Raw genomic sequence first — 19919 nt, 5'->3', positions numbered from 1 at the left:
CTGTCATTGCGCTTACTTTCACTAATTATTTTGCGATCCTACGTCCATTACTATGCCAATAAGGTACGCTCAACATCCTGCCATTACTTGCTCGTTTAGTCGTGCTAATCAATAGTCGGGTCTACGTTGCAGGGATTTCACCTTACTAGGATGTTTCATCACGTAGATGGTTATTCCTACTTGCTACAGATAGTTTACCATTTTTGATTGCGGATAAATCCGCGCGAGTCGATTTTCCACCCCGCTTTCAAAAGACGGGGCTACCAATCTCTCGCATTGTTTACGTGTTAGTTGCCAGAGCAAGCTGTAACTAAAGAATTTGTAGCAATGGTGACAGAACACCTATCTAATTCATATCCTAATGCCGATATGGTGCAAATAGGGGGGGTTGACAGCCCCACCTCTAACTAATTATCTACAGTCTGATGATCACGGGAAATGACAAAGCGATTTGCTACTGTCTCCGGCTGAATCGCCGATAAAATTACGTGGCTGGAATCAGTGATAATTACAGCCCTAGTCCGACGACCATAGGTGGCATCAATCAGTTGTCCTCTATCCCTAGCATCGGTAATGATGCGCTTAATTGGAGCAGATTCTGGACTGACAATGGCAACTACTCGATTGGCGGATACGATGTTGCCAAAACCGATGTTGATTAACTGAATTTCCATAAAAAACTGACGCTAAAGGCGCTAGAAAAAGCTTGTGATAAACTTATTCCCATGTTATATCTAAAGAATCGTAGTTACAACGCCTAAAGTCTAGCTAAATTGAGTTTTTTAATAACAACTGCTTTTTTTTAGCTATTTATCAACTAAATTTACTAAAAATCTTTCTAAAGATATAGGAAAAATTATAATCAAACAACCTATTAGGCGGAAATGAGGAGAGTTAAATTTCCTTCTCTCCCCTCAACCGATATATATTATTGTTTGCGTGTTTGAGTTATTGCCGCTTTTTTTATTGTTTGCCACCGTTGCTGTAATTGCTTCCAATTAGGAATATGACCTCCATAACGCCAACTCACATAAGCTTGGCAAATTTCATCTATCACCTGAGCAGTTTCTCTGGGATGTTGTTGATATGAAACTTGGGCGTATTCCAAAGGTGTCTGTGCTGGATGTTTACCTAAACCTTTTTCGGCTGTCCATTGCAGCATTTGTTGATACAGGCTTTCCATTGGGGGTAATTTCTTTAACCAACTACGGTTGAGCCATTTTCGCCATTGTACCCAACTCAACCAACCAAGGAAGGCTGTAGTTGTCCCGACAATTAAGCCAGTTAATACACCTAACCAACCTTGAGAAAATAAAGCTAAAAACCAAGCGATCGCTCTCAAGAACCAGCTAAACATTGTCCCAAATACATTATTTAGCAACCCTGTCACCGGTGAAGGTAGCCAACCAGCTACCCAACTCCAAAACTGACGCAACACGCTAAAAGTCTGATCTTCTTCAATGGAAGGAGGAATTAAAGGATGATTGGGAATTGGATCAAAAGCGAACCATCCATATTGAGGAAAATAAACTTCTGTCATGGAGTAAGCATCGGTGTTACGGACAATATACATCCCCGTAAATGGATTAAATTCTCCTGGTGCAAACCCCGCTACTAACCTTGCTGGAATACCAATCGAACGCAGCATCATAGTTAACACGGTAGCAAAGTGGTCTGGATAGCCTCCTTGATTTTTAAACAAAAAGGATTCTACCAAATCATCTTTTTCATCTAAATAAGGTAATCCTAAAGGGTTTTCAGGAATAGAATAATTTTGTTTGAGATACTGAGCTAGGTAAAGAGTCTTTTCGTAAGCTGAATTGAGGGTTCTAGTATCTTCTGTTCGGGAAACCCGTTGGCGATTATAGTTAGCCAGAATTTCTTCGGTTTGTTTGCGGACTTTTTCAGAAATTTCTGGCGGGATTTGCAGGTAATGATTTTTAATGTCTGTTGAGTATTTATTTGTAGCTTTACCTAACAAAGTGCGATCGCGGTAGGGAACTTCCGAAACTACCGTATAAGTCATCCCTTCTGATAATTGTACAGGCGATCGCAAACCTCCTTCTGGATCAACCGCGATTACAGGCCCAGGAAAGTAGATTTCTTTGGGATAAGACAAAGAAGGTATCAGATTAGGCAAATCTGACACCACATTATAAGTTTGTACTACTTCTTTTGTTGGAGTTCTCATTAGTGGGAGATCAACAAAAATTCTGTAATTCCAAGATGATCTCCTCAAAGTAGTAACTTGATCATTACGAGAAATTTTCCATCCCTTACCTGTATAACGGTCAAAAGCTAGAACTCTCCAAAAGCCTTCTGCTTGGGATCTTACCCGCATCACTACCTTGGGTTTCATCTCCCCCCGCAGGTTTTGGTTCATCTCGCTATTAAAACCGTAATAAAAATTATTATCTACCTTACCTGCTTCACCACTGCTTCCCTGTCCAGTGCCATTCCCATTACCACCATTACCTTCACGGACATAGCCAGGGTTAATAATACTGCGTCCTGTAAAATTGCCCTTTAATTCAATCGGCGCACTGACAGGAAAAGAACGTAGTTGATAACCAGGAAATCGGGGCAAAATAGCGAAAATGCCTAGTCCTATCCCCAAAATTACTAAAAAATTGACAATTAAAACTTTTAAATTGGAACTAGCAGTATTCTTTTTGGTAAACTTCTCTTTTTTTGTTGGTTTTAAACCCAAGCGCGATCGATAGTCTAAAACTAAAGTCGGTAGAGCCAGTCCTAAAAATAACAGCAGCACAGGTGCAAACCCCATAGTTTGACTTAATGTTGCAGCTACACCTAATAGTATTAAACCGATCACAATTGAATACCCCAAGTCCTTACGCCGGGGCGTATCATAGCTGTGCAGCACCTGAAGCTCAATTAGTAACTGTGCCAAACTCAGTCGTGTATCATTCCAATCACCCAGGAATCGGCCAAAAAAAGCACCCAAAGCCACTAACATTCCTATGGCAATACAAAACTTGACTGGAATATTAGCATTGCGACGACGGTAGTAACTCCAAATTGTACCCACTATACTCAGAGGCACTGCCCAAAGACTAAAGGTAGTCTCAGATGCAATATCCGTCGCCACAGTTCCTAAAATTACCAACCCTAACACTAGAAACCGTAAAAGGATTGAATCTTCCACTTCTGCTAAAGATGACCGCTGTCTAGCTTGCGGCCAGTCATCACCTACAGGTACGCGAAAAAACCGATTTATCCTGGAGAAATTTAACATTTTTAGGTAAGTAGAACTATGATGTAGACGCTACGGACACAATACTAGGGCAAAAAACTGATTACCTTGTCTTCTATCTTAGCCCAACCCTATCCTAGCCATAGACTCCCTTCAAGCATCTAGGGGAATCTACGCATTTTTTGCAAGTGTCCTGCTCATAGTTACTTCCTAATAGATGCCTTAATTAGTGTTTTTGCAAAGAGGAGTAAATTTGAAAACCAGGATAATCATCTTTTTATCAGCGTTAATCAACTGAGAGTGATAGATCGGTAATTTGAATTACAGCGTGAGATTAATTGCCAATAACAATGGCTGTTGTTCTAGTTCTGGGCATTTAACTTCCAGAGTATAATTCTGGTTAGTACGCTCACAGTATAATTCAACACTCGGTTTAGCTAAAACCGAAGATTGTGCAACTACCTCTGGTGTACCAGAAGCGTAACCTTGAGTACCATTCATTCGCAGCTTCAAAACTCCTTGAGTAGGTAACTCACTATGAATACGTAACTTAGTTAGCTTACCCAACAACTGTAATTCTACTCTGATACTTAGAGTCCCAGCCGTAGTTTGCCATTGTTTTTCTATCACCGGATTGGTGAATGAAATTGGCAGAGTCAGATTTTCTAGCAGTTGTTTAGCTGCCATTAACGACAACGCCATTTGCTGACGTGGTTGTAAATCTGAGTAATCCCTCTGAATATTGGGTATTGTTTCCAGAGCATCTACGGAACGATAGGCGCTTCTGAGTACCAACCCAGCTAAATCATTTATTAACTGGTAATCTTCAGGAAAAAAGCTCTCTACCGCCTGAACCAATTTAGGACCTAAGGGTAGAGAAGATGTCAGTAATAACTGACACTTTTCCATCAATTGTTGGAAAATTTTGTCTGGTAAAGTAACTGGCAGATTGAGTTTCGATTGCTGTGCCAACCACCCCCAGGCAGGAACTAAGGCAATCGACGGCTCTTCGACAAATTCTGGATAATCTATTAATTGGCTTTCCCAAGGGAACAAAGGTGGGTGGTCTTGGATTTCGACTTGTAACCGACGCTTAAGGACGGCTTGAAAACGTTCTTGCACAGTAGGAATTTCTCCTAGTTGAAAGGTTTGGGGTTTTCCTCCCAACTCTGGCTCACCACTTTATAATGTAGTGGCTTCCTTGAGAGGGTCTTCTAACCCATCAATTTTCTCACAATCTACCGAGGGATGCTCGCCGGTTTGACATTATCTGCCAAAAACCAATTGAGTTACTCGGATTGTAAGGGTTGTGAGTCACTATTCATGGGTAGATGCACTAGATCCGGACACTAATGAGTTACGAATTTCCCAAGCTTGTTCCAAAATTTTAAACCACCGTTTTTGTAGTTGTGCCATTGACAATCCTAAAGTTTTGGCAATTGTTTCATCAGATTGACTTTGTTGCTTCAACTCTAGTAATGACATTTCTTGATCATCTAACTGCGCTGTGTAGACTTGCCATTGGTGGGGGGTCAAGCCTAAATTAGTAGGTAAAGAAGCTTCCAACCATTCATGAACCAATTCCCAACGATGCAAGAGTGCAAACCGAATTAAATGATACTTAAAACGTTGCTGTAAATAGTCTCGCTGACGTGAGGTTAAACCCAAAATCGACTCAATTTCCGGCGCGGATAAATCCTGAAGCCGGAGGGAGAAGTAATCAGCACAGTCTGATTGTTGTCGTTGTTCGAGATAATTCATTAATTCGGTAATCACAACAGACCGCAGGGTGTCTTCTTCAGGTTCAGGTTCAGGTTGCATCGCCATTGCTGATCTCAACTGTTGTATGGCTGGATCTTCCCAAAATCCATCCGATTCACCACTACCACCTTCAGCAGCTTTTTCTATGTCTATACTAGTTTCTGGCGGTTGCTGTTGTGAGAAAGTTTGCGCTCGCAGGATAATTAGCTGTTGTTGTCTTCCTGGTAAAGGAATCCGGCGTTTACCATAGCGCTCGGTAAATGCCATATATTCGGACAATTCTAGTAAGGTTTGGGGGCGGTAGGTCGGTTCTTGTTGATTCTCCCTGCGGAAAGCATTCAATGCCTCCAGATAAAAACTCTGGAGAAAATCTTCTATGATAGTCAGCCGCCCTTGATAGCTTAATTGCTTTTGAGGAGGATTAATATAGCGATAGATGATTGCACTTAGAGTACTGTGTAGTTCTACCCTGCCCCGATTAGAACCCAATTGATAGTACCTGAGACACTGTTGCAGCCGATGTCGGGCTAAGGTCATGGCGGCACTTTCTATTTCACCGGAAGCTTGGATGCGTTTACTTTCATTACAAATTCGCAGGACTTCACCAGCAATTCGCAATGCCACATTGTGGCAATTCTTTTCAGAAGCCTTGGTTGACTGCTGTAGCTCCTTCAATAGGAATTGAAATATAACCTCCACGCCGATAGAATTCTCTCCCTGAGTAGTTGCAGTTGCGGCTGAATTCATAGTCTGAATTTTAAAAAGACCCTAACATACTTAAACACAACCTGTAGGGCTGTGGGTGTTAGCTTGATATATTTTGCGTATAAGCTATCAGTGGTCAGTTGTAACTGTTCCCTGTTCACTGTTTCCTGCTTTAATATTTTGGACATTACTCAGGAGCTATTTACAAGTCATGACGGATCTAGAAGTACAAATTCAATTATTAATTAAGAATGCACCTCAGGATGGTGTGACACCAAAACTTGTAGCCACAATTGCCCCTGTGCTGAGTGCGATCGCCCAAAAGTTACGCTACCCCCAGTACTATATTCTCCAAAATTTGCAGTCAAGCTGGATTTTAACTACATTGAGGAACAGGGCAAATCCAGAATTAGAAAAGCACGTAGTTTACGCCTTTCCTAGATTACAGGATGTTTCTCTGTTCTCATCTGCTGGGCTTGACCCTCAAGCAGTAGCTAAAGCCGTTCCAGTAATTCATATTTTGTTTCAACTGGTGGCATTAGCACCAGTAGATAGTATAGTTTTTTTTGAGACTCCTGGCACAACCAGCGATGCGATTGAAGTGCAGCGAACTGAACTGCAAAACCTAATTCAGCAAAACTTGCAACAACACAGACCCAGTCAGCAAGTGCCTCCTGATATTGCTTGAATCAATTTTAGATTTTAGATTTTGGATTTGCGATTGAACCTAAAATCCAAAATCCAAAATTCTCTAATAGGGCCGACTCAGTACATAATCAGTCATATTAATTAATGCTTGCAGTGAATCTGAGGGTTCTAGAGTAGCAATATGTTCAGCCGCCACCTTAGCATGATGAGCAGCTAATTCTCTAGCTCTCTGTATGCCTTGGCTATCTGAAATCAGCCCTAGTGCCTGCTCTAAATCTCCCTCTTGGGCAAACTCTCTTTCAATCAACGCTTCTAGATAAGGTTGTTCCTCTAAGGCAAATAATACTGGTGCAGTTAGATTACCGCTTTTGAGATCCGATCCGGCTGGTTTACCTAAAGTATCTGTAGAACTAGTGAAATCTAGAATATCATCTACTATTTGGAATGCCAGACCAATATGCTTACCGTAGTTATACAAATTTTCGGCTCTCTCTGGGGAAACTTCGCTAAGTAATCCAGCCGCTTTAGAACTGTTGGCAATTAATGAGGCTGTTTTGTAATAGCTCTTTTTCAGGTAAGTTTCCGTAGCAAGATTAGTGTCAAAATGATTTAACCCTTGTTGGATCTCCCCAGATGCAAAATCCATGATCACTTCTGAAAGCAGTTTGACTACATCCAAGTTATCCAGATTTGCTAAATACCAAGACGACTGAGCAAAGAGAAAATCTCCTGCTAGTACAGCAATGCGATTACCAAACAAACTATGAACAGTAGGTACACCACGGCGTACGTCGGACTCATCCACTACATCATCGTGTACCAAGCTGGCTGTGTGGATCATTTCCGTAATCTCTGCTAGGCGACGATGACGGGGCGTAATATCTTGTTTTAGCATGGTTGCCCGTGATATTAGCAGCACGATTGCTGGTCTGATACGCTTTCCCCCGGCTCCAAACAAATGTTCGGCTGCTGCATAGAGTATGGGGTGGCGATTTCCAACTAGCTGTGTGAGGTTATCTGCTAGTATTCGCAGGTCTGCTTCCACAGGGGTGAACAGGGAGGTGGCTGGGGTCATGGATGGGTGGACTCTGACTTAGGTTACGAAAGTTTACATATCCTTTACTCATTTTAAGATAACCCAGTGCCAGCGCAAAGTTTTCCTCAGGGAATCCCATCCTCAATTCATCGTAAAAACCCTGAAAAAGCTAATGCTATCTTGAATTACTTGTATTACATAAATTTCTATTGGCAAGAAAAAAATTTATTATTGGCAGTCATTTAGAAGCCTGTCCATGATCTGAACATCAATCAATTGGTTTTTCCTTCACTGATTAACTAATTACACATTACTTCTTTCCGGGTGAGACTGGGTGATCTAAAAATTGTGTGTCAACTTTGAGAAAATTTGAAATTTAGTCTGGAAGTTAGCTGAAAATGCATATCTGTTGTGTTACGCTAATGTATAGGAATTTTAAATCTTTGAGATATTCACTCCCAAAAAAAGTAAATCATCATTAGGTGATTTTACTCATTCGAGTTGTGAGTCTAAAATAACAGGTCGCCGACAGAATGAAGGGAATGATTCCTAATTGTTTGCTGTGCGATCAGCAGACCTTTTGGGTTAGATTATGTGCTTTCTGTTAGGGAAGCCACTACACCTTTTCAGCTAAGGTTGAGCATAAGTGTAGCTCTTACTCGATTGGTGTGAGGGTAAATAACGCAGACTGGGTAGACTGCTGAGGAGTGCAGTTTTAAGTTGCTATTGAGCAATTTAACTGCTGTCGGATGTGTGGTCTGCGAAAAAATAAATTAAATAATAAATTGGTTGACCAGAGGGTTTTTTAAAACTCTACTGGGTGGCTTTGCATAGCCAGCTACAGCAATTAAGAATGTACTTAATTGGCTGGAGTTCTACTATTTTTGTATGCAATTTGATCTTCCTTTGAAAGCAGAGCTGGTAGAACAATGATTTATGGAAATATGCCTATGATGGTATTTATTTTAGCTGCTGGATATTTATTCACCGTCTACTTATTATTAGCACTGGCAAAACGAACAGGTGGAAATAGTGTGATTAAAAGTGGGTCTAAAGCTATGCAGAAGCAGGAAAGAGGATTAAGAACAAAGGTGACTGAGGTAGTCAATAGCCAATAAAAAAGTACCGAGTACCGAGTACTGAGTGTTGAGTAAAAAAGTTACCGCAGTTTTCATGTATTTAGACCACACTCTTGATTCCTCTCTAGAGCGCTACGCCAGTTGCGACAACGGGGGGAAGCCTTGCAACGCAATGGCTCTTCTGTCATTAACTATGGACTATTGACTTTCAACTCGGTACTCGGTACTCGGTACTAGGATACTGTGGCATCAGTCAGGTATACCTGTTCTACCAGAGGGGTATAGCCTAACCAGTGCAATCCAGACTGAGCAAATTGTTGTGGACAACCACTAACAGCAAAACGAGTAGGCATTGGGAGATAATTATTTCTGATACTTAATAGGTCTAACTCTTGAGCGCAAGCTGCCACGACATGAACAGCTGGGTCAACTAGTTTAACGTGTGAGGGGAGGAGCGATCGCAATATTGGTGCTAAATGGGGATAATGGGTACAACCATAGACCAAAGTGTCAATTTCTTGTTTAATTAACGGTTCTAAATAGGATCTTGCCACTTCCATTGTGTAAGGGTCGTGAATGCGATTTTGCTCAATTAGGGGCACAAATTCTGGACAACTAACTTGCCAGACTTGGACATCGGGTTGTATTTCCATAATAGCTTGACGATAGGCATTGCTTTTGGCAGTAGCTGGGGTAGCAATGACACCAATTCGCTTACCTTGCTGTACGGCTGCCTTCGCTCCTGGTAGGACTACCCCCAGAATAGGGAAATTAAATTCTTGACGGACATTTTCTAGTGCGAGGGCAGAACTGGTGTTACAAGCCATAATCACCATTTTCACCCGTTGCTGTTGCATCCAGTCCAGAATTTCCCTGACATATTGTAAAATTTCTGTTTGTGAACGAATCCCATAAGGAAGGTGAGCTGTATCCCCAAAGTAAATAATTGATTCATTGGGAAGTTGCTTATAAATTTGTCGCAGTACTGTCAGTCCACCTACACCACTGTCAAACACCCCAATGGGAGAGCGTTGAGGTTCTTTATCAGAGAAATCGTCAAGATTACCTTCAAAAATAGAGGATGAATACACAGGCAAATATTGATTTAGATTTTGCTATTTAAAATACAGAATTTAGCAGACAATCTGCTGGTTGACCACTAAATTCTGTTTTTTGTAATTAGTAATTTGGACTACATTTTTAACGTAGTGTATTCTTATCTTTGTTGTAAGTACTTGAGAATACCACGAGCGATCGCATCAGCCATCCGATTTTGGTATTCTCGTGATCCTAAACGAGGATTATCTTCCCTACCAGTCATATAGCCTGTTTCCACTAAAATCGAGGGCATAGAACTTTTTCTGAGGACATAGAATCTAGCTTTACGAGTTCCTCTATCTTTGATAGTACCAATATCCTGAAGGATAGCCTTGCGAACAGATTCGGCTAGACCATAACCACTGTCGTAATAATATACTTCTAAACCATTAACATCAGGACGATTATCTACTGCATTAGCGTGAATGCTAACAAACAAAGTTGCATTGACTCGTTCTGCTATATCTACCCGCCCTTGTAGTTCCACGAAAAAGTCAGCATCTCGCGTCATCACAGCTTGAACGCCATTTTGCTCCAAAATAGCAGCTACTCTTTTGCCGATTGGGAGAATAACATCCTTTTCCAACAAACCACCCAGACCGGGAGCGCCTGAATCTTTACCACCATGTCCGGGGTCAATTACTACTAGTAGTTTCCCTCTGGGAACTGATTGACGTGGTTGAGGCTGGCTGCGTATTTGCGAATTGTCTGTACTTGGGTCTGGTAGTTGTCTGCTATTAACTGATGGTAAGGGAGGTAAGCTAATTGGAGGCGTTGACTGACGAGAGCGTTGTAACTGTAGAGCTAAAAGCTTCTCTCCAAACTGATTGAGTTCTCCAATTTGCACACCTGATGCAGGTTGAACAAAGACCAATACAGTGTTGTTTGCTTGGGGTTGTAGGCGTACCCTGAGGACGGGACTATTAGCATTAAAAGCAGGGCCTGTTACCCGATTAGCTAACTTAGCATTAGGAATAGTGATGCGAAATAGTCCAGTGGTTCTATCCCAGTTTCCAGTGGCAGATACAGCTTGGTCAGCTCTAATCAGTAGTTGTGTCCCATTACCAGCCAGTTCTACAGACTGAATTGTAGCTGGGGAGTTGCTAACATTTGCACTAACATTTGAAATAGCAGGTTGATTTTCTTTAACTCTACTCAGACGATTAGGCAGTAAAACAAAACCGCTAGTACCACCAGATGTTGCCCGCCAATCGGGGCTGTTGCTATCCACCCGCAAAGTCATGCGAACAGTAGGGGTTTTACTAGAAAGTTGGGTAAATTCGATCCGGTTGACACCATAGCGATTAATCAACTGATCTCGTTGTTTCAGATTTGATGATAAGGCTGCGCCAGTAATGTCAAGATTGATAATGCGGTTATCTTCGCTGCGATTAACTTGAATTTGGGGATTACCACCACTAGTCTGAATGAAAAACCCATCGCCTGTTACCCGCAAGTTCTCAATTTGAACTACTTCCCTTGTTATTTTAGCTGCTATGTCTTGGTTCGGTAAGGTGACAGGAGTAGTTGTCACCATATTGTAAATATTTTTGGGGGAGGCTGCTGGGGTAAATGGTGATGAGGGAGGTATGAGTGCGGGGGTTTCTGCTGCTTGCTGACCTATATAACCAGAGGCAGGTGCTGCTTCCGCTTCTAAATTTGGTAATTGTACTATCCAGCGGCTACTACTAGCCCCGGTAAATTTGACCAGATTGGGGTCTATGGTATAACCAGGAGTGAATTCTATAACTAGGCGCGTCGTTTGTTTGTCAAACTGTCCAATGCGGATAGCGCGAATTGCCCCCCCTACTGGTTGAGTTAATTGCGATCGCCCAAATTCGGTGTTTGGTAAATCAATTACCAACCGTGTGGGGTTAAAAATGAGTTGCGCTTGGGGTTGGACAGCGCCCGAAGTATTAATTTCTAGTCGGTTTTGATTGCTATCAAACCGCCAAGATTCCAATTTCGCAGCCATAGCAGGCGACGATAGCATGAAGATGGTTCCAAAAGTGCTGGGTATTAACCAGTGTAGTTTCACAGTCCTTTCTCCTGATTCGCATTCATGGGAGCCGTCAATATCTCAACATCTTGGTAAATCCTCACACCTACCTTTACCGCCCAAACTTTGGCTTTGCGCTGGTATCGAGACACAGCTAATGGCGTAACACTATAGCATAGGCTGTAAATTTTGCCATCCTATAAGAGTAAATTAATTTAGCCTGCAAAGCATCAGATTACACCAAAAAGAGCTATCAACATTAACCGGAATCAGAAAATTCCATTTCTCCCAGCCGAACGACTAATCAGGTAACGTTGCTGATAAATACAATTTCATATTCAATAAATCATTAAGTCTATTTACTGAATACTGGAAATTAAATTACTTACCTTTGCTTTAGGTACTGGAGAATTCCTTGAGCGATCGCTTCTGCCATTTGATTTTGATAAGCTGAAGTCCTGAGCTTGGCAACATCTTCTCTACCAGTTACATAACCTACTTCCACTAAAATTGAGGGCATAGAGCTTTTTCTCAGGACGTAAAATCTAGCTTTCCGTACTTTCCGATCTCTGACATTGACACTTTGAAGAATTCTGTTGTGAACAATTCGAGCTAAACTCAGACCGCTTTCGTAATAATAAGTTTCTAAGCCACTAACATCAGGACGACTCAGACCGACTGAATTAGCATGAATGCTGACAAAAACATCGGCATTAGCTCTTTCTGCCATTGCTACTCGTCCTGGGAGAGTAACAAAATAGTCAGAATCCCTAGTCATAACTGCTTGTACGCCGTTTTGCTGCAAAATCGCGGCTACCCTTTTACTAATGGGTAAGATAAGATTTTTTTCCTGTATGCCGGCAATACCGACCGCTCCAGGGTCTTTACCTCCGTGTCCAGGGTCAATCATAACTAATAATTTACCTTTAGGAACTGAGCGGCGGGGTCTGGGCTGAGGAGTCTTTATATTTGGGTCTGGTAATTGTCCGCTATTTGGTGATGGTAAGGGAGGTAAACTAATTGGGGGTCTGACTTGAGCGTATCGTTGTAATTGTAAAGCCAGAAGCTGATTGCCGACCTGGTTGAGTTCCCCAATTCTCACTCCCGATGCTGGTTGGACAAAAATAACTACAGTGTTCGGTGCTTGTGGTTGCAGACGTACCCGGAGAACAGGACTATTGGCATCAAAAGTAGGACCTTTGACACTGGGAGCTAATTTAGCATTGGGAATAGTGATGCGAAATAGTCCAGTAGTTCTATCCCAACTACCCTGAGCAGATAAAGTTTGATTAGCTCTAATCAGTAGTTGGGTGTTATTACCAGCTAATTCCACAGACTGAATAGTAGCTGGGGCGTTGGTAACATTTGGGTTGCTAGGGTTGGCAGAAATGCTTGTTGATTGATTACTGTTTTGAGGTAAGCGGACAACACCTTTAGTCGGTAGTAGAATCAAGCCGCCCACACTACTGATACTTGCTCGCCAGTCGGGGCTATCTTTGTTCACCCGTAATGTCATACGGACAGATGCTGGTTTAGTTCGCAGCTGGGTGAATTCTATGCGGCTGACACCATGCTTATTTACTGATAAATTTCTTGGGGATAGACTAGGTGATAAAGTTGCACCAGCAATATCCATAAATATGGTAGTGCGATCTGCGCTTCGCAGCAGCGCTTCGCTATCGCGGCTACGGGTTATCTTAACCTGAGAATTACCGCCATTAGTACGAATAAAAAAACCATCTCCTGTGACTTGTAATCTTTGAATTTGAGTAATCCCGGCTGTAGTGTTGGCCGCTGTGGAAAACTCAGGTTTAGTCTGGGAATCTTGGGAGTCTATGGTGACTAAATTATAAGTATTATTATTGGTGTCAGGGGGTGCGGCTGCTTGCTCAAATTCTAGTTTTGGCAATTGTACTGTCCATCGGTTAGCCGATATACCTACAAATTTAACCAGATTGGGGTCGAGAGTATAACCAGGTGCCAGTTCCACAACTAAGCGCGTCGTTTGTTTGTCAAACTGTCCAACACGAATGGAACGAATTGCACCACCTACTGGTTGAGTTAATTGCGATAGCGAAGCGCTCCGAAGGAATCGCCCAAATTCGGTGTTTGGTAAATCAATTACCAACCGTGTGGGGTTAAAAATGAGTTGCGCTTGAGGTTGGACAGCGCCCGAAGTATTAATTTCTAGTCGGTTTTGATTGCTATCAAACCGCCAAGATTCCAATTTCGCAGCTAAAGTCGGGGAGGATAGTAAAAGAATAGTTCCAACTGTACTGGGTAGTAAGTAGTGTAGCTTCAAAGTTATTTCTCCTGATTTACATTTATGTAAGTCATTAATATCTCAAAATTTTGGCAAATCTGCACACAATCACCACGTATAATAATTTTGGATTGTCAATTAAAATCTCTCACCACAAGGCTATTATCGAAATCTCAAATTTAATATTAAACTTTGACACTGCTACTGAAATCAAAATACATAATAAATGACTTTTAGATGATAGCCACAAAAAGGTAGTCAGAATTAATTACGTTTGGACAACTCTATTTTGTGACACTTGACGGCAGAAAAAACTGATTTTTAGGTGCGTCATTGAATCTAAATTTACAATAAAACCCACCGCTGTCAACTGTACAAGTGAAGTTAGTGGGAGCTACTCCCTCATGACTAGAAAACTTTCACACCATCACAAATAAGTAGAGGCAGGATAGAACCCAAGGTCATTCCGAATCCTAACAAGAACGATAAAACCAACGACAATTAACTATCACAGGAGACGGCGATTGAGAAATATAAGTTTCCGTTAAGTAGTAAGGGGTCGAGGTAACTGCTGTAAACACGCCTGTCCTGAACTGGGGATTGGGAAATAGCAATTAGCTGGACTGAATATTGTTGAGATATAAGGTACTGAAAAAAAGTAGCCAAAGTATACTTGTCCACAGTTGATTATGGACAAGTACAAACCACAATAAAGACTACTTCTACTTATTCAAGCTCTCCTGAGAATCTGAAGTGACTTCCAAATTCTTACTGTCATTTGCTGTTGCAATTGCTAACAATGTATCCGAGGCACCGTCATCTAAAGTAGCTGCGGTTTTTGATTCGGGAAAGACGAATCTTAGCAGAGGGGGAGCTAAAAAGGTAGTCAGAATTACCATCATAATAATTGCTGCTCCTAGGGGTTTTGAGAGAGCGCCACTAGCTGCACCAACACCGGCAAATACCAAGCCTACCTCACCTCTGGGAATCATCCCCACACCAATTGCCAACCGGTTAATATTGGGTTGACCAAACACGGCTAAACCTGTGATCACTTTACCAATAATGGCAACTGTAATCAGGAAAATTGCCATAATTAAACCTTCGCGATTACTGGGAATTGCTGGGTTTAGAACTCCCAAATCGGTTTTTGCCCCAACGGCGACGAAGAACACAGGTACTAGCATATCGGCAATAGGAATAACTTGCTTTTGCAGTTCCTTGCGTTTATCGGTTTCTTCTAGGACTAACCCTGCTGCAAAAGCTCCGAGAATTGCTTCTAAGTGGATAACAGCGGCAAGATAGGCCATGACAAAAGCGAAGATAAATGCCGGTATGACTAATTCGCCACGTGTTTTGAGTTTATCAGCGATCGCAACGAAGGATTTATTAAAAACATTCCCCAAAACAATTGCACCAACGAGAAAAGCGGTAGCGCTGATAATTAAATAAATGACATTACCCACATCTACTGCGCCATCTTTCGCCAAACTAGCCACTACAGCTAAGACAATAATTCCCAGTACATCATCTATCACCGCCGCACCGAGAATAATCTGCCCTTCTTTAGAATTCAAACGCCCCAATTCTGAGAGGACTTTGGAGGTAATCCCTATACTAGTAGCAGTTAAAGCTGCCCCTGCAAAAATCGCCGGTACAGCACTGATACCAAACAAAGTCATTAAGCCAACTGTACCTGCGGCAAAGGGTACTGCTACCCCCACAATTGCCACAACTACAGCTTGAATACCCACATCCATTAGGTCTTTTAAATTGGACTCTAAGCCAATTTCAAATAGCAGGATAATCACGCCCAGTTCTGCTAAAACAGATACTACCTCTGACTGTGCAGCAAACACCTGTGGAGTGGCTTCTGGAGTTAAACCAGCAGTGATTTGCAGGAAAGTCATGATTAATGAACTAGAACTGTCTGTACCACCTTCTGGGAATACCAACAGATGTAATACAGATGTGCCAACTATGACACCACCCACAAGTTCACCTAAAACCGGGGGCAAACCCACTTTGTTCGATAATTCTCCACCAATTTTGCTGGCGAGGTAAATTACTACTAAACTCAGTAGCACGGCTGCTACCACCATTGAACTATCTGCTGATTCTGTGGCACTTGCCAACAGAGGAACAGTAAAATTGATTGCACTGAAAAACTGCATTGGTTCTGTGAATATCCTTCTCTTTATTTTTACTCTTTTATCGAAACCATTTCATAGACTAGATATATACCTACTGCTAACAGCAATCATAAGATATTAGATATATATACACTACTGATAATAGGTATAAAGTAATTGATGCCTCCGACAATCAGATGACCATTAGAAAACTCTAAAACCATTACTGAATAGTCATTACGAAGTTGTTCTAAATCAAAGTAAGAATAAACTTCTGGTTATGTTTTCAGCAGCCAATCAGCCCTGATCAATTTAGAGTCATTTTTTTAGTTGCCAAAAATGTAACCAAGAAACTTTTTGATTGAGGGAGTGTCAAAGTATAAATATGCAAATTGAATTGGGTTGTAATTGTGAAAAGTTCCGGGTGAAAGTTAGCTAAAACCTGGAAACTTGGTATAAATTTTTTGAGGAGTGTACATCTAAATGCATCGAAATACTTTATCTAGTTCTCGTGTTCAGACCAGGAACTTTGGGAAAGCACTATCTTTGACTTTAATATTATTTATGATTTTTACTTTACCTGCATCAGCGCAGGTAAAAGAAAAACTATGGCGGACTTTGACGGTGAGTGGTCGTGGTATGGAAGCAATTCCTACAACCTTGTCCCAAGTGAGTTTGGGTGTAGAAATTCAAGGAAAAATGGCTGAGGAGGTACAAAAAGAGGCAGCCCGCAGGTCATCAGCAGTGGTTGCTTTACTCAAAAACCGGAATGTAGACAAATTGACTACGACAGGTGTTCGCCTGAACCCAGTTTATAGCTACACAGATAATATACAAAGAATTACTGGCTATGCTGCCAGTAACACGGTGAGTTTTCGCGTTCCTACTGATAAAGTAGGCACATTATTGGATGAAGCTGTAAAAACTGGAGCGACACAAATTAGCGGTGTGAGTTTTATCGCTAGTGATGATGCGATCGCAAATGCCCAAAAACAAGCCCTCAAAAAAGCTACCCAGGATGCCCAAAAACAGGCTGAAGCTGTTTTAAATACTTTAGGATTGCAAGCTAAAGAAGTAGTCAGTATTCAAGTTAATGGTGCAAGTGCGCCCCCACCACCTATGCTTTATCGTAGTGAGGCTAAATTAACTAATGCAGATGCTTCTACCCCCGTAATTGGTGGTGAACAAGAAGTACAAGCATCTGTGACATTGCAAATTAGTTATTAGTCATTGGTCATTGGTCATTAGTCATTGGTCATTTGGAAGGTTATAGATGATTCTGATTTTCTTCTATTCTTCTATTCTTCCTCCTGACTCCTGACTCCTGACTGACTACATTAAAAATTCTCTGGAGACATATCAGCCATACCACCGTCTCCGTCGCGCTTGGAACCTAGTAATTCTAGTTGCTCTACATGAATAACTGGACTAGAACGGTTGACTCCGGTTTGGCGATCGCTCCAAGAATCAAACTTCAAGGAACCTTTAACCCCAATTAGACTGCCTTTACGTACATAGTTGCCTGCAACTTCAGCCGTTTTACCCCACAGTTCTAGATTAAACCAATCTGGTTTATCGTTGTTACGCGATCGGCGATTCACCGCTAGAGTCAACCTGCATTTAACTGTACCAGACTCAAAATACTTCATATCTGGGTCGCCGCCTACACGTCCGACCAGGGTGACAACATTAATGCTCATGGGTGTGACCTTTAAGTACAAGTGTACTTATTTATTGTGAATAATATAATAGCTAATTGTAAAATTATTTAAAATATGTTAAGTGTTTAGCAATATGATTAATATCAAACAATGATTCAAAAAATACTTGGCATCATTGCCAAAATTATACGGTTATACTGAGTAACTTTGGAATAGAGAAACTAAGATGCCTGAAACATCCATCAAGATTAACAAAAATTATAGATTAAAAATAGTCTAGTGTACTGGAGTCAGGCGGAAAAATATCATCGAATCTAGCAGAATTAACTCTCACTGTTATCATTACAAATTAGCGCAAATAGGGGGCAAAGACACGCGTGGGTCTTTTTAGGAACTTTCGCTCATCATGGGATATGGGTATCGACCTCGGTACAGCCAATACCCTAGTTTATGTATCTGGCAAAGGAATTGTACTCCAAGAGCCTTCAGTGGTTGCCATTGATAAAAATGAAAAAATAGCCCTGGCAGTTGGAGAAGATGCCAAAAAAATGCTCGGTCGGACACCAGGTAATGTAATAGCTGTCCGTCCTTTGCGTGATGGTGTTATTGCTGATTTTGATACTGCCGAACTGATGCTAAAAAGTTTTATCCAGCGAGTAAATGAGGGCAGATCCCTGATTTTACCCCGGATTGTCATTGGTATTCCCAGCGGTGTAACTGGGGTAGAAAGACGAGCCGTAATGGATGCAGCTACTCAAGCCGGGGCTAGAGAAGTATATTTAATTGATGAGCCTGTAGCAGCAGCAATTGGTGCAGGCTTACCAGTAGCCGAACCCACTGGTAATATGATCATTGATATTGGTGGTGGGACAACAGAAGTAGCTGTACTCAGTCTTCAGGGTACAGTAATTAGCGAATCTGTACGTATCGCGGGAGATGAATTGACGGAAGCAATTATCCAGTATATGAAGAAAGTTAATAACCTGGTAATTGGAGAACGTACTGCCGAAGATATCAAAATTCGTATTGGTTCTGCCTATCCAACCAACGATGATGCCGATGCTATCATGGAAGTCCGGGGATTACACTTGCTTTCTGGTTTACCCAGAACTGTGACTGTCAAGGGTGGAGAAATTCGTGAAAGTATGTTGGAACCGCTATCAGTAATTATTGAAGCAGTTAAGCGGACACTGGAGCGCACACCCCCAGAACTAGCAGCTGACATAATTGATAGAGGAATCATGTTAGCCGGCGGTGGTGCATTATTGAAAGGATTAGACACGCTTATCAGTCATGAGACGGGTATTGTCACACACATTGCTGCTGATCCCCTCAGTTGTGTTGTCTTGGGGACAGGTCGTGTGTTAGAAAACTTCAAGCAGCTAGAACGAGTCTTTAGTGGTCGTTCTCGCAATATGTAGATAACCAAAAGCGTAAACAAGATAATGGATACTGTATCTACTAAAATATGGCATCCATTATCTCAATAATTTACAGAATATATAATACAGGTATCAATGTTTACTGTACGCCGTTGGTGGGAACATAAGGGGTTACAAATAGGTTTGTTAGCTCTAGTCGTTGGTAGTGCTTGGACACTGCGACAGACGCAAGGGACGCTGGTGATGGAGATATATCAAGGGATTACCCGTCCGTTACAAACGTTGCAGCCAGGGATAAGTCCTGAAGAACGTATCCGTGATGCTCGACTATTAGAGTTACAAACGCGCATAGTCGATCTAGAAAGTCAAAATCAAAAACTACAAAGTTTATTAGGTTACATAGCAAAAGAACCACTTTCAGCACGCCCAATTGTAGCAAGAGTAGTGGGACGCAGCGCAGACCACTGGTGGCAACAAGTAACTCTAAATAGTGGCACAAACGCTGGTATTCAGGAAGGTTCTATTGTCAAAGCAGATGGTGGCTTAGTAGGTTTGGTAGAAAGTGTTACTCCTAACACTAGTCGTGTATTGTTAGTTAGCGATTTGAAAAGTCAAGTTGGTGTCACTATTAGCCGTACAGCTGCCAAGGGAATTGTGCGGGGTGATTCTTCATCTGAAGGAGTGCTAGAGTTTTATGAAAAAGTTCCTAATGTTAAGGTAGGCGACTTAGTTTCAACTTCTACTTATAGTCAGAAATTTCCGGCTGGCTTACCAGTAGGAAGAATAAAGTCTCTAGATTTAAAGAAACTTCCCGCATCAGTGGCTAAAGTTGAGCTATTCCCACCAATTCGTTATTTGGATTGGGTAACTGTATATCCTAAGCCAGAAAACCTAGATCCGGAAAAACAAAAATCTGATTAGACTCCTGAAAATTTCGCAAA

The 19919-nt window shown here is 41.6% G+C and carries 15 protein-coding genes; 5 read left to right on the top strand and 10 right to left on the bottom strand.

Features of this window, described 5'->3' with window-relative positions; all coding sequences use genetic code 11:
* Nucleotides 1–407: 407 nt before the first annotated feature.
* The 4 genes from remA to hetZ all read right to left on the bottom strand — a co-directional run bounded on the left by remA (nucleotide 408) and on the right by hetZ (nucleotide 5722).
* Nucleotides 408–674 carry an extracellular matrix/biofilm regulator RemA gene (remA, locus tag ACSQ6I_RS22055; RefSeq protein ID WP_012410221.1) on the bottom strand — a complete coding sequence of 89 codons (267 nt, stop codon included), beginning with the start codon at nucleotides 672–674 and terminating at the stop codon, nucleotides 408–410.
* 254 nt (nucleotides 675–928) lie between these two features.
* Nucleotides 929–3256, bottom strand: coding sequence for a transglutaminase TgpA family protein (locus ACSQ6I_RS22050; protein ID WP_438892407.1), 2328 nt, complete (start codon nucleotides 3254–3256; stop codon nucleotides 929–931).
* Between the two features lie 279 nt (nucleotides 3257–3535).
* On the bottom strand, nucleotides 3536–4381 hold the full coding sequence (locus tag ACSQ6I_RS22045; RefSeq protein ID WP_438892406.1) for a PatU: 846 nt from the start codon (nucleotides 4379–4381) through the stop codon (nucleotides 3536–3538).
* Between the two features lie 150 nt (nucleotides 4382–4531).
* Nucleotides 4532–5722 carry a heterocyst differentiation protein HetZ gene (hetZ, locus tag ACSQ6I_RS22040; RefSeq protein WP_438892405.1) on the bottom strand — a complete coding sequence of 397 codons (1191 nt, stop codon included), beginning with the start codon at nucleotides 5720–5722 and terminating at the stop codon, nucleotides 4532–4534.
* Between the two features lie 169 nt (nucleotides 5723–5891).
* Here hetZ and ACSQ6I_RS22035 point away from each other — a divergent pair, with 169 nt between their 5' ends.
* The gene (locus tag ACSQ6I_RS22035) at nucleotides 5892–6368 is read left to right on the top strand and encodes a hypothetical protein (protein WP_438892404.1); all 477 of its coding nucleotides are present in this window, start codon (nucleotides 5892–5894) and stop codon (nucleotides 6366–6368) included.
* 63 nt (nucleotides 6369–6431) lie between these two features.
* Here the strand turns inward: ACSQ6I_RS22035 and sds are convergent, their stop codons facing one another.
* On the bottom strand, nucleotides 6432–7403 hold the full coding sequence (sds, locus tag ACSQ6I_RS22030) for a solanesyl diphosphate synthase (protein ID WP_438892403.1): 972 nt from the start codon (nucleotides 7401–7403) through the stop codon (nucleotides 6432–6434).
* Nucleotides 7404–8293: 890 nt separating this feature from the next.
* Between sds and ACSQ6I_RS22025 the strand changes: the two genes are divergently transcribed.
* On the top strand, nucleotides 8294–8482 hold the full coding sequence (locus ACSQ6I_RS22025; RefSeq protein WP_438892402.1) for a hypothetical protein: 189 nt from the start codon (nucleotides 8294–8296) through the stop codon (nucleotides 8480–8482).
* Nucleotides 8483–8676: 194 nt separating this feature from the next.
* Here ACSQ6I_RS22025 and murI read toward each other — a convergent pair whose 3' ends face one another.
* The 4 genes from murI to ACSQ6I_RS22005 all read right to left on the bottom strand — a co-directional run bounded on the left by murI (nucleotide 8677) and on the right by ACSQ6I_RS22005 (nucleotide 15977).
* Complete coding sequence (gene murI, locus ACSQ6I_RS22020; protein WP_438892401.1) at nucleotides 8677–9534, bottom strand: glutamate racemase; 858 nt, start codon at nucleotides 9532–9534, stop codon at nucleotides 8677–8679.
* Nucleotides 9535–9659: 125 nt separating this feature from the next.
* Nucleotides 9660–11579 carry an N-acetylmuramoyl-L-alanine amidase gene (locus ACSQ6I_RS22015; protein WP_438892400.1) on the bottom strand — a complete coding sequence of 640 codons (1920 nt, stop codon included), beginning with the start codon at nucleotides 11577–11579 and terminating at the stop codon, nucleotides 9660–9662.
* A gap of 346 nt (nucleotides 11580–11925) precedes the next feature.
* The gene (locus tag ACSQ6I_RS22010) at nucleotides 11926–13842 is read right to left on the bottom strand and encodes an N-acetylmuramoyl-L-alanine amidase (protein WP_438892399.1); all 1917 of its coding nucleotides are present in this window, start codon (nucleotides 13840–13842) and stop codon (nucleotides 11926–11928) included.
* A 683-nt stretch (nucleotides 13843–14525) separates the two neighbouring features.
* A complete protein-coding gene (locus ACSQ6I_RS22005) occupies nucleotides 14526–15977 on the bottom strand; it encodes a cation:proton antiporter (protein WP_438892398.1) in 1452 nt (483 codons plus the stop codon).
* Nucleotides 15978–16418: 441 nt separating this feature from the next.
* Here ACSQ6I_RS22005 and ACSQ6I_RS22000 point away from each other — a divergent pair, with 441 nt between their 5' ends.
* Nucleotides 16419–17162 (top strand): SIMPL domain-containing protein, encoded by a 744-nt coding sequence (locus ACSQ6I_RS22000; protein ID WP_438892397.1) that lies wholly within the window; start codon nucleotides 16419–16421, stop codon nucleotides 17160–17162.
* Between the two features lie 110 nt (nucleotides 17163–17272).
* Here the strand turns inward: ACSQ6I_RS22000 and ACSQ6I_RS21995 are convergent, their stop codons facing one another.
* A complete protein-coding gene (locus ACSQ6I_RS21995) occupies nucleotides 17273–17635 on the bottom strand; it encodes a single-stranded DNA-binding protein (RefSeq protein ID WP_015212820.1) in 363 nt (120 codons plus the stop codon).
* Nucleotides 17636–18009: 374 nt separating this feature from the next.
* Here ACSQ6I_RS21995 and ACSQ6I_RS21990 point away from each other — a divergent pair, with 374 nt between their 5' ends.
* Together ACSQ6I_RS21990 and mreC are read left to right on the top strand one after the other, a co-directional pair.
* Entirely contained in the window at nucleotides 18010–19017 is a 1008-nt protein-coding gene (locus ACSQ6I_RS21990) for a rod shape-determining protein (protein WP_438892488.1), read from the top strand.
* Nucleotides 19018–19113: 96 nt separating this feature from the next.
* Nucleotides 19114–19899 (top strand): rod shape-determining protein MreC, encoded by a 786-nt coding sequence (gene mreC / locus ACSQ6I_RS21985; RefSeq protein ID WP_438892396.1) that lies wholly within the window; start codon nucleotides 19114–19116, stop codon nucleotides 19897–19899.
* Nucleotides 19900–19919: the final 20 nt, after the last annotated feature.

Source organism: Anabaena sp. WFMT (assembly GCF_051781005.1).
GTDB lineage: Bacteria > Cyanobacteriota > Cyanobacteriia > Cyanobacteriales > Nostocaceae > Anabaena.
The sequence above is the reverse complement of the archived record's forward strand: the minus strand, read 5'-3'. Positions and strand labels throughout refer to the sequence as shown.

What these genes read in the sequence shown, in the direction of transcription:
- ACSQ6I_RS22025 (WP_438892402.1), top strand. Translation starts at nt 8,294, where the DNA reads ATGATTTATGGAAATATGCCTATGATGGTATTTATTTTAGCTGCTGGA.
- ACSQ6I_RS22005 (WP_438892398.1), bottom strand. Translation starts at nt 15,977, where the DNA reads ATGCAGTTTTTCAGTGCAATCAATTTTACTGTTCCTCTGTTGGCAAGT.
- ACSQ6I_RS21995 (WP_015212820.1), bottom strand. Translation starts at nt 17,635, where the DNA reads ATGAGCATTAATGTTGTCACCCTGGTCGGACGTGTAGGCGGCGACCCA.
- hetZ (WP_438892405.1), bottom strand. Translation starts at nt 5,722, where the DNA reads ATGAATTCAGCCGCAACTGCAACTACTCAGGGAGAGAATTCTATCGGC.
- ACSQ6I_RS21990 (WP_438892488.1), top strand. Translation starts at nt 18,010, where the DNA reads ATGGGTATCGACCTCGGTACAGCCAATACCCTAGTTTATGTATCTGGC.
- ACSQ6I_RS22035 (WP_438892404.1), top strand. Translation starts at nt 5,892, where the DNA reads ATGACGGATCTAGAAGTACAAATTCAATTATTAATTAAGAATGCACCT.
- mreC (WP_438892396.1), top strand. Translation starts at nt 19,114, where the DNA reads ATGTTTACTGTACGCCGTTGGTGGGAACATAAGGGGTTACAAATAGGT.
- ACSQ6I_RS22050 (WP_438892407.1), bottom strand. Translation starts at nt 3,256, where the DNA reads ATGTTAAATTTCTCCAGGATAAATCGGTTTTTTCGCGTACCTGTAGGT.
- remA (WP_012410221.1), bottom strand. Translation starts at nt 674, where the DNA reads ATGGAAATTCAGTTAATCAACATCGGTTTTGGCAACATCGTATCCGCC.
- sds (WP_438892403.1), bottom strand. Translation starts at nt 7,403, where the DNA reads ATGACCCCAGCCACCTCCCTGTTCACCCCTGTGGAAGCAGACCTGCGA.
- ACSQ6I_RS22000 (WP_438892397.1), top strand. Translation starts at nt 16,419, where the DNA reads ATGCATCGAAATACTTTATCTAGTTCTCGTGTTCAGACCAGGAACTTT.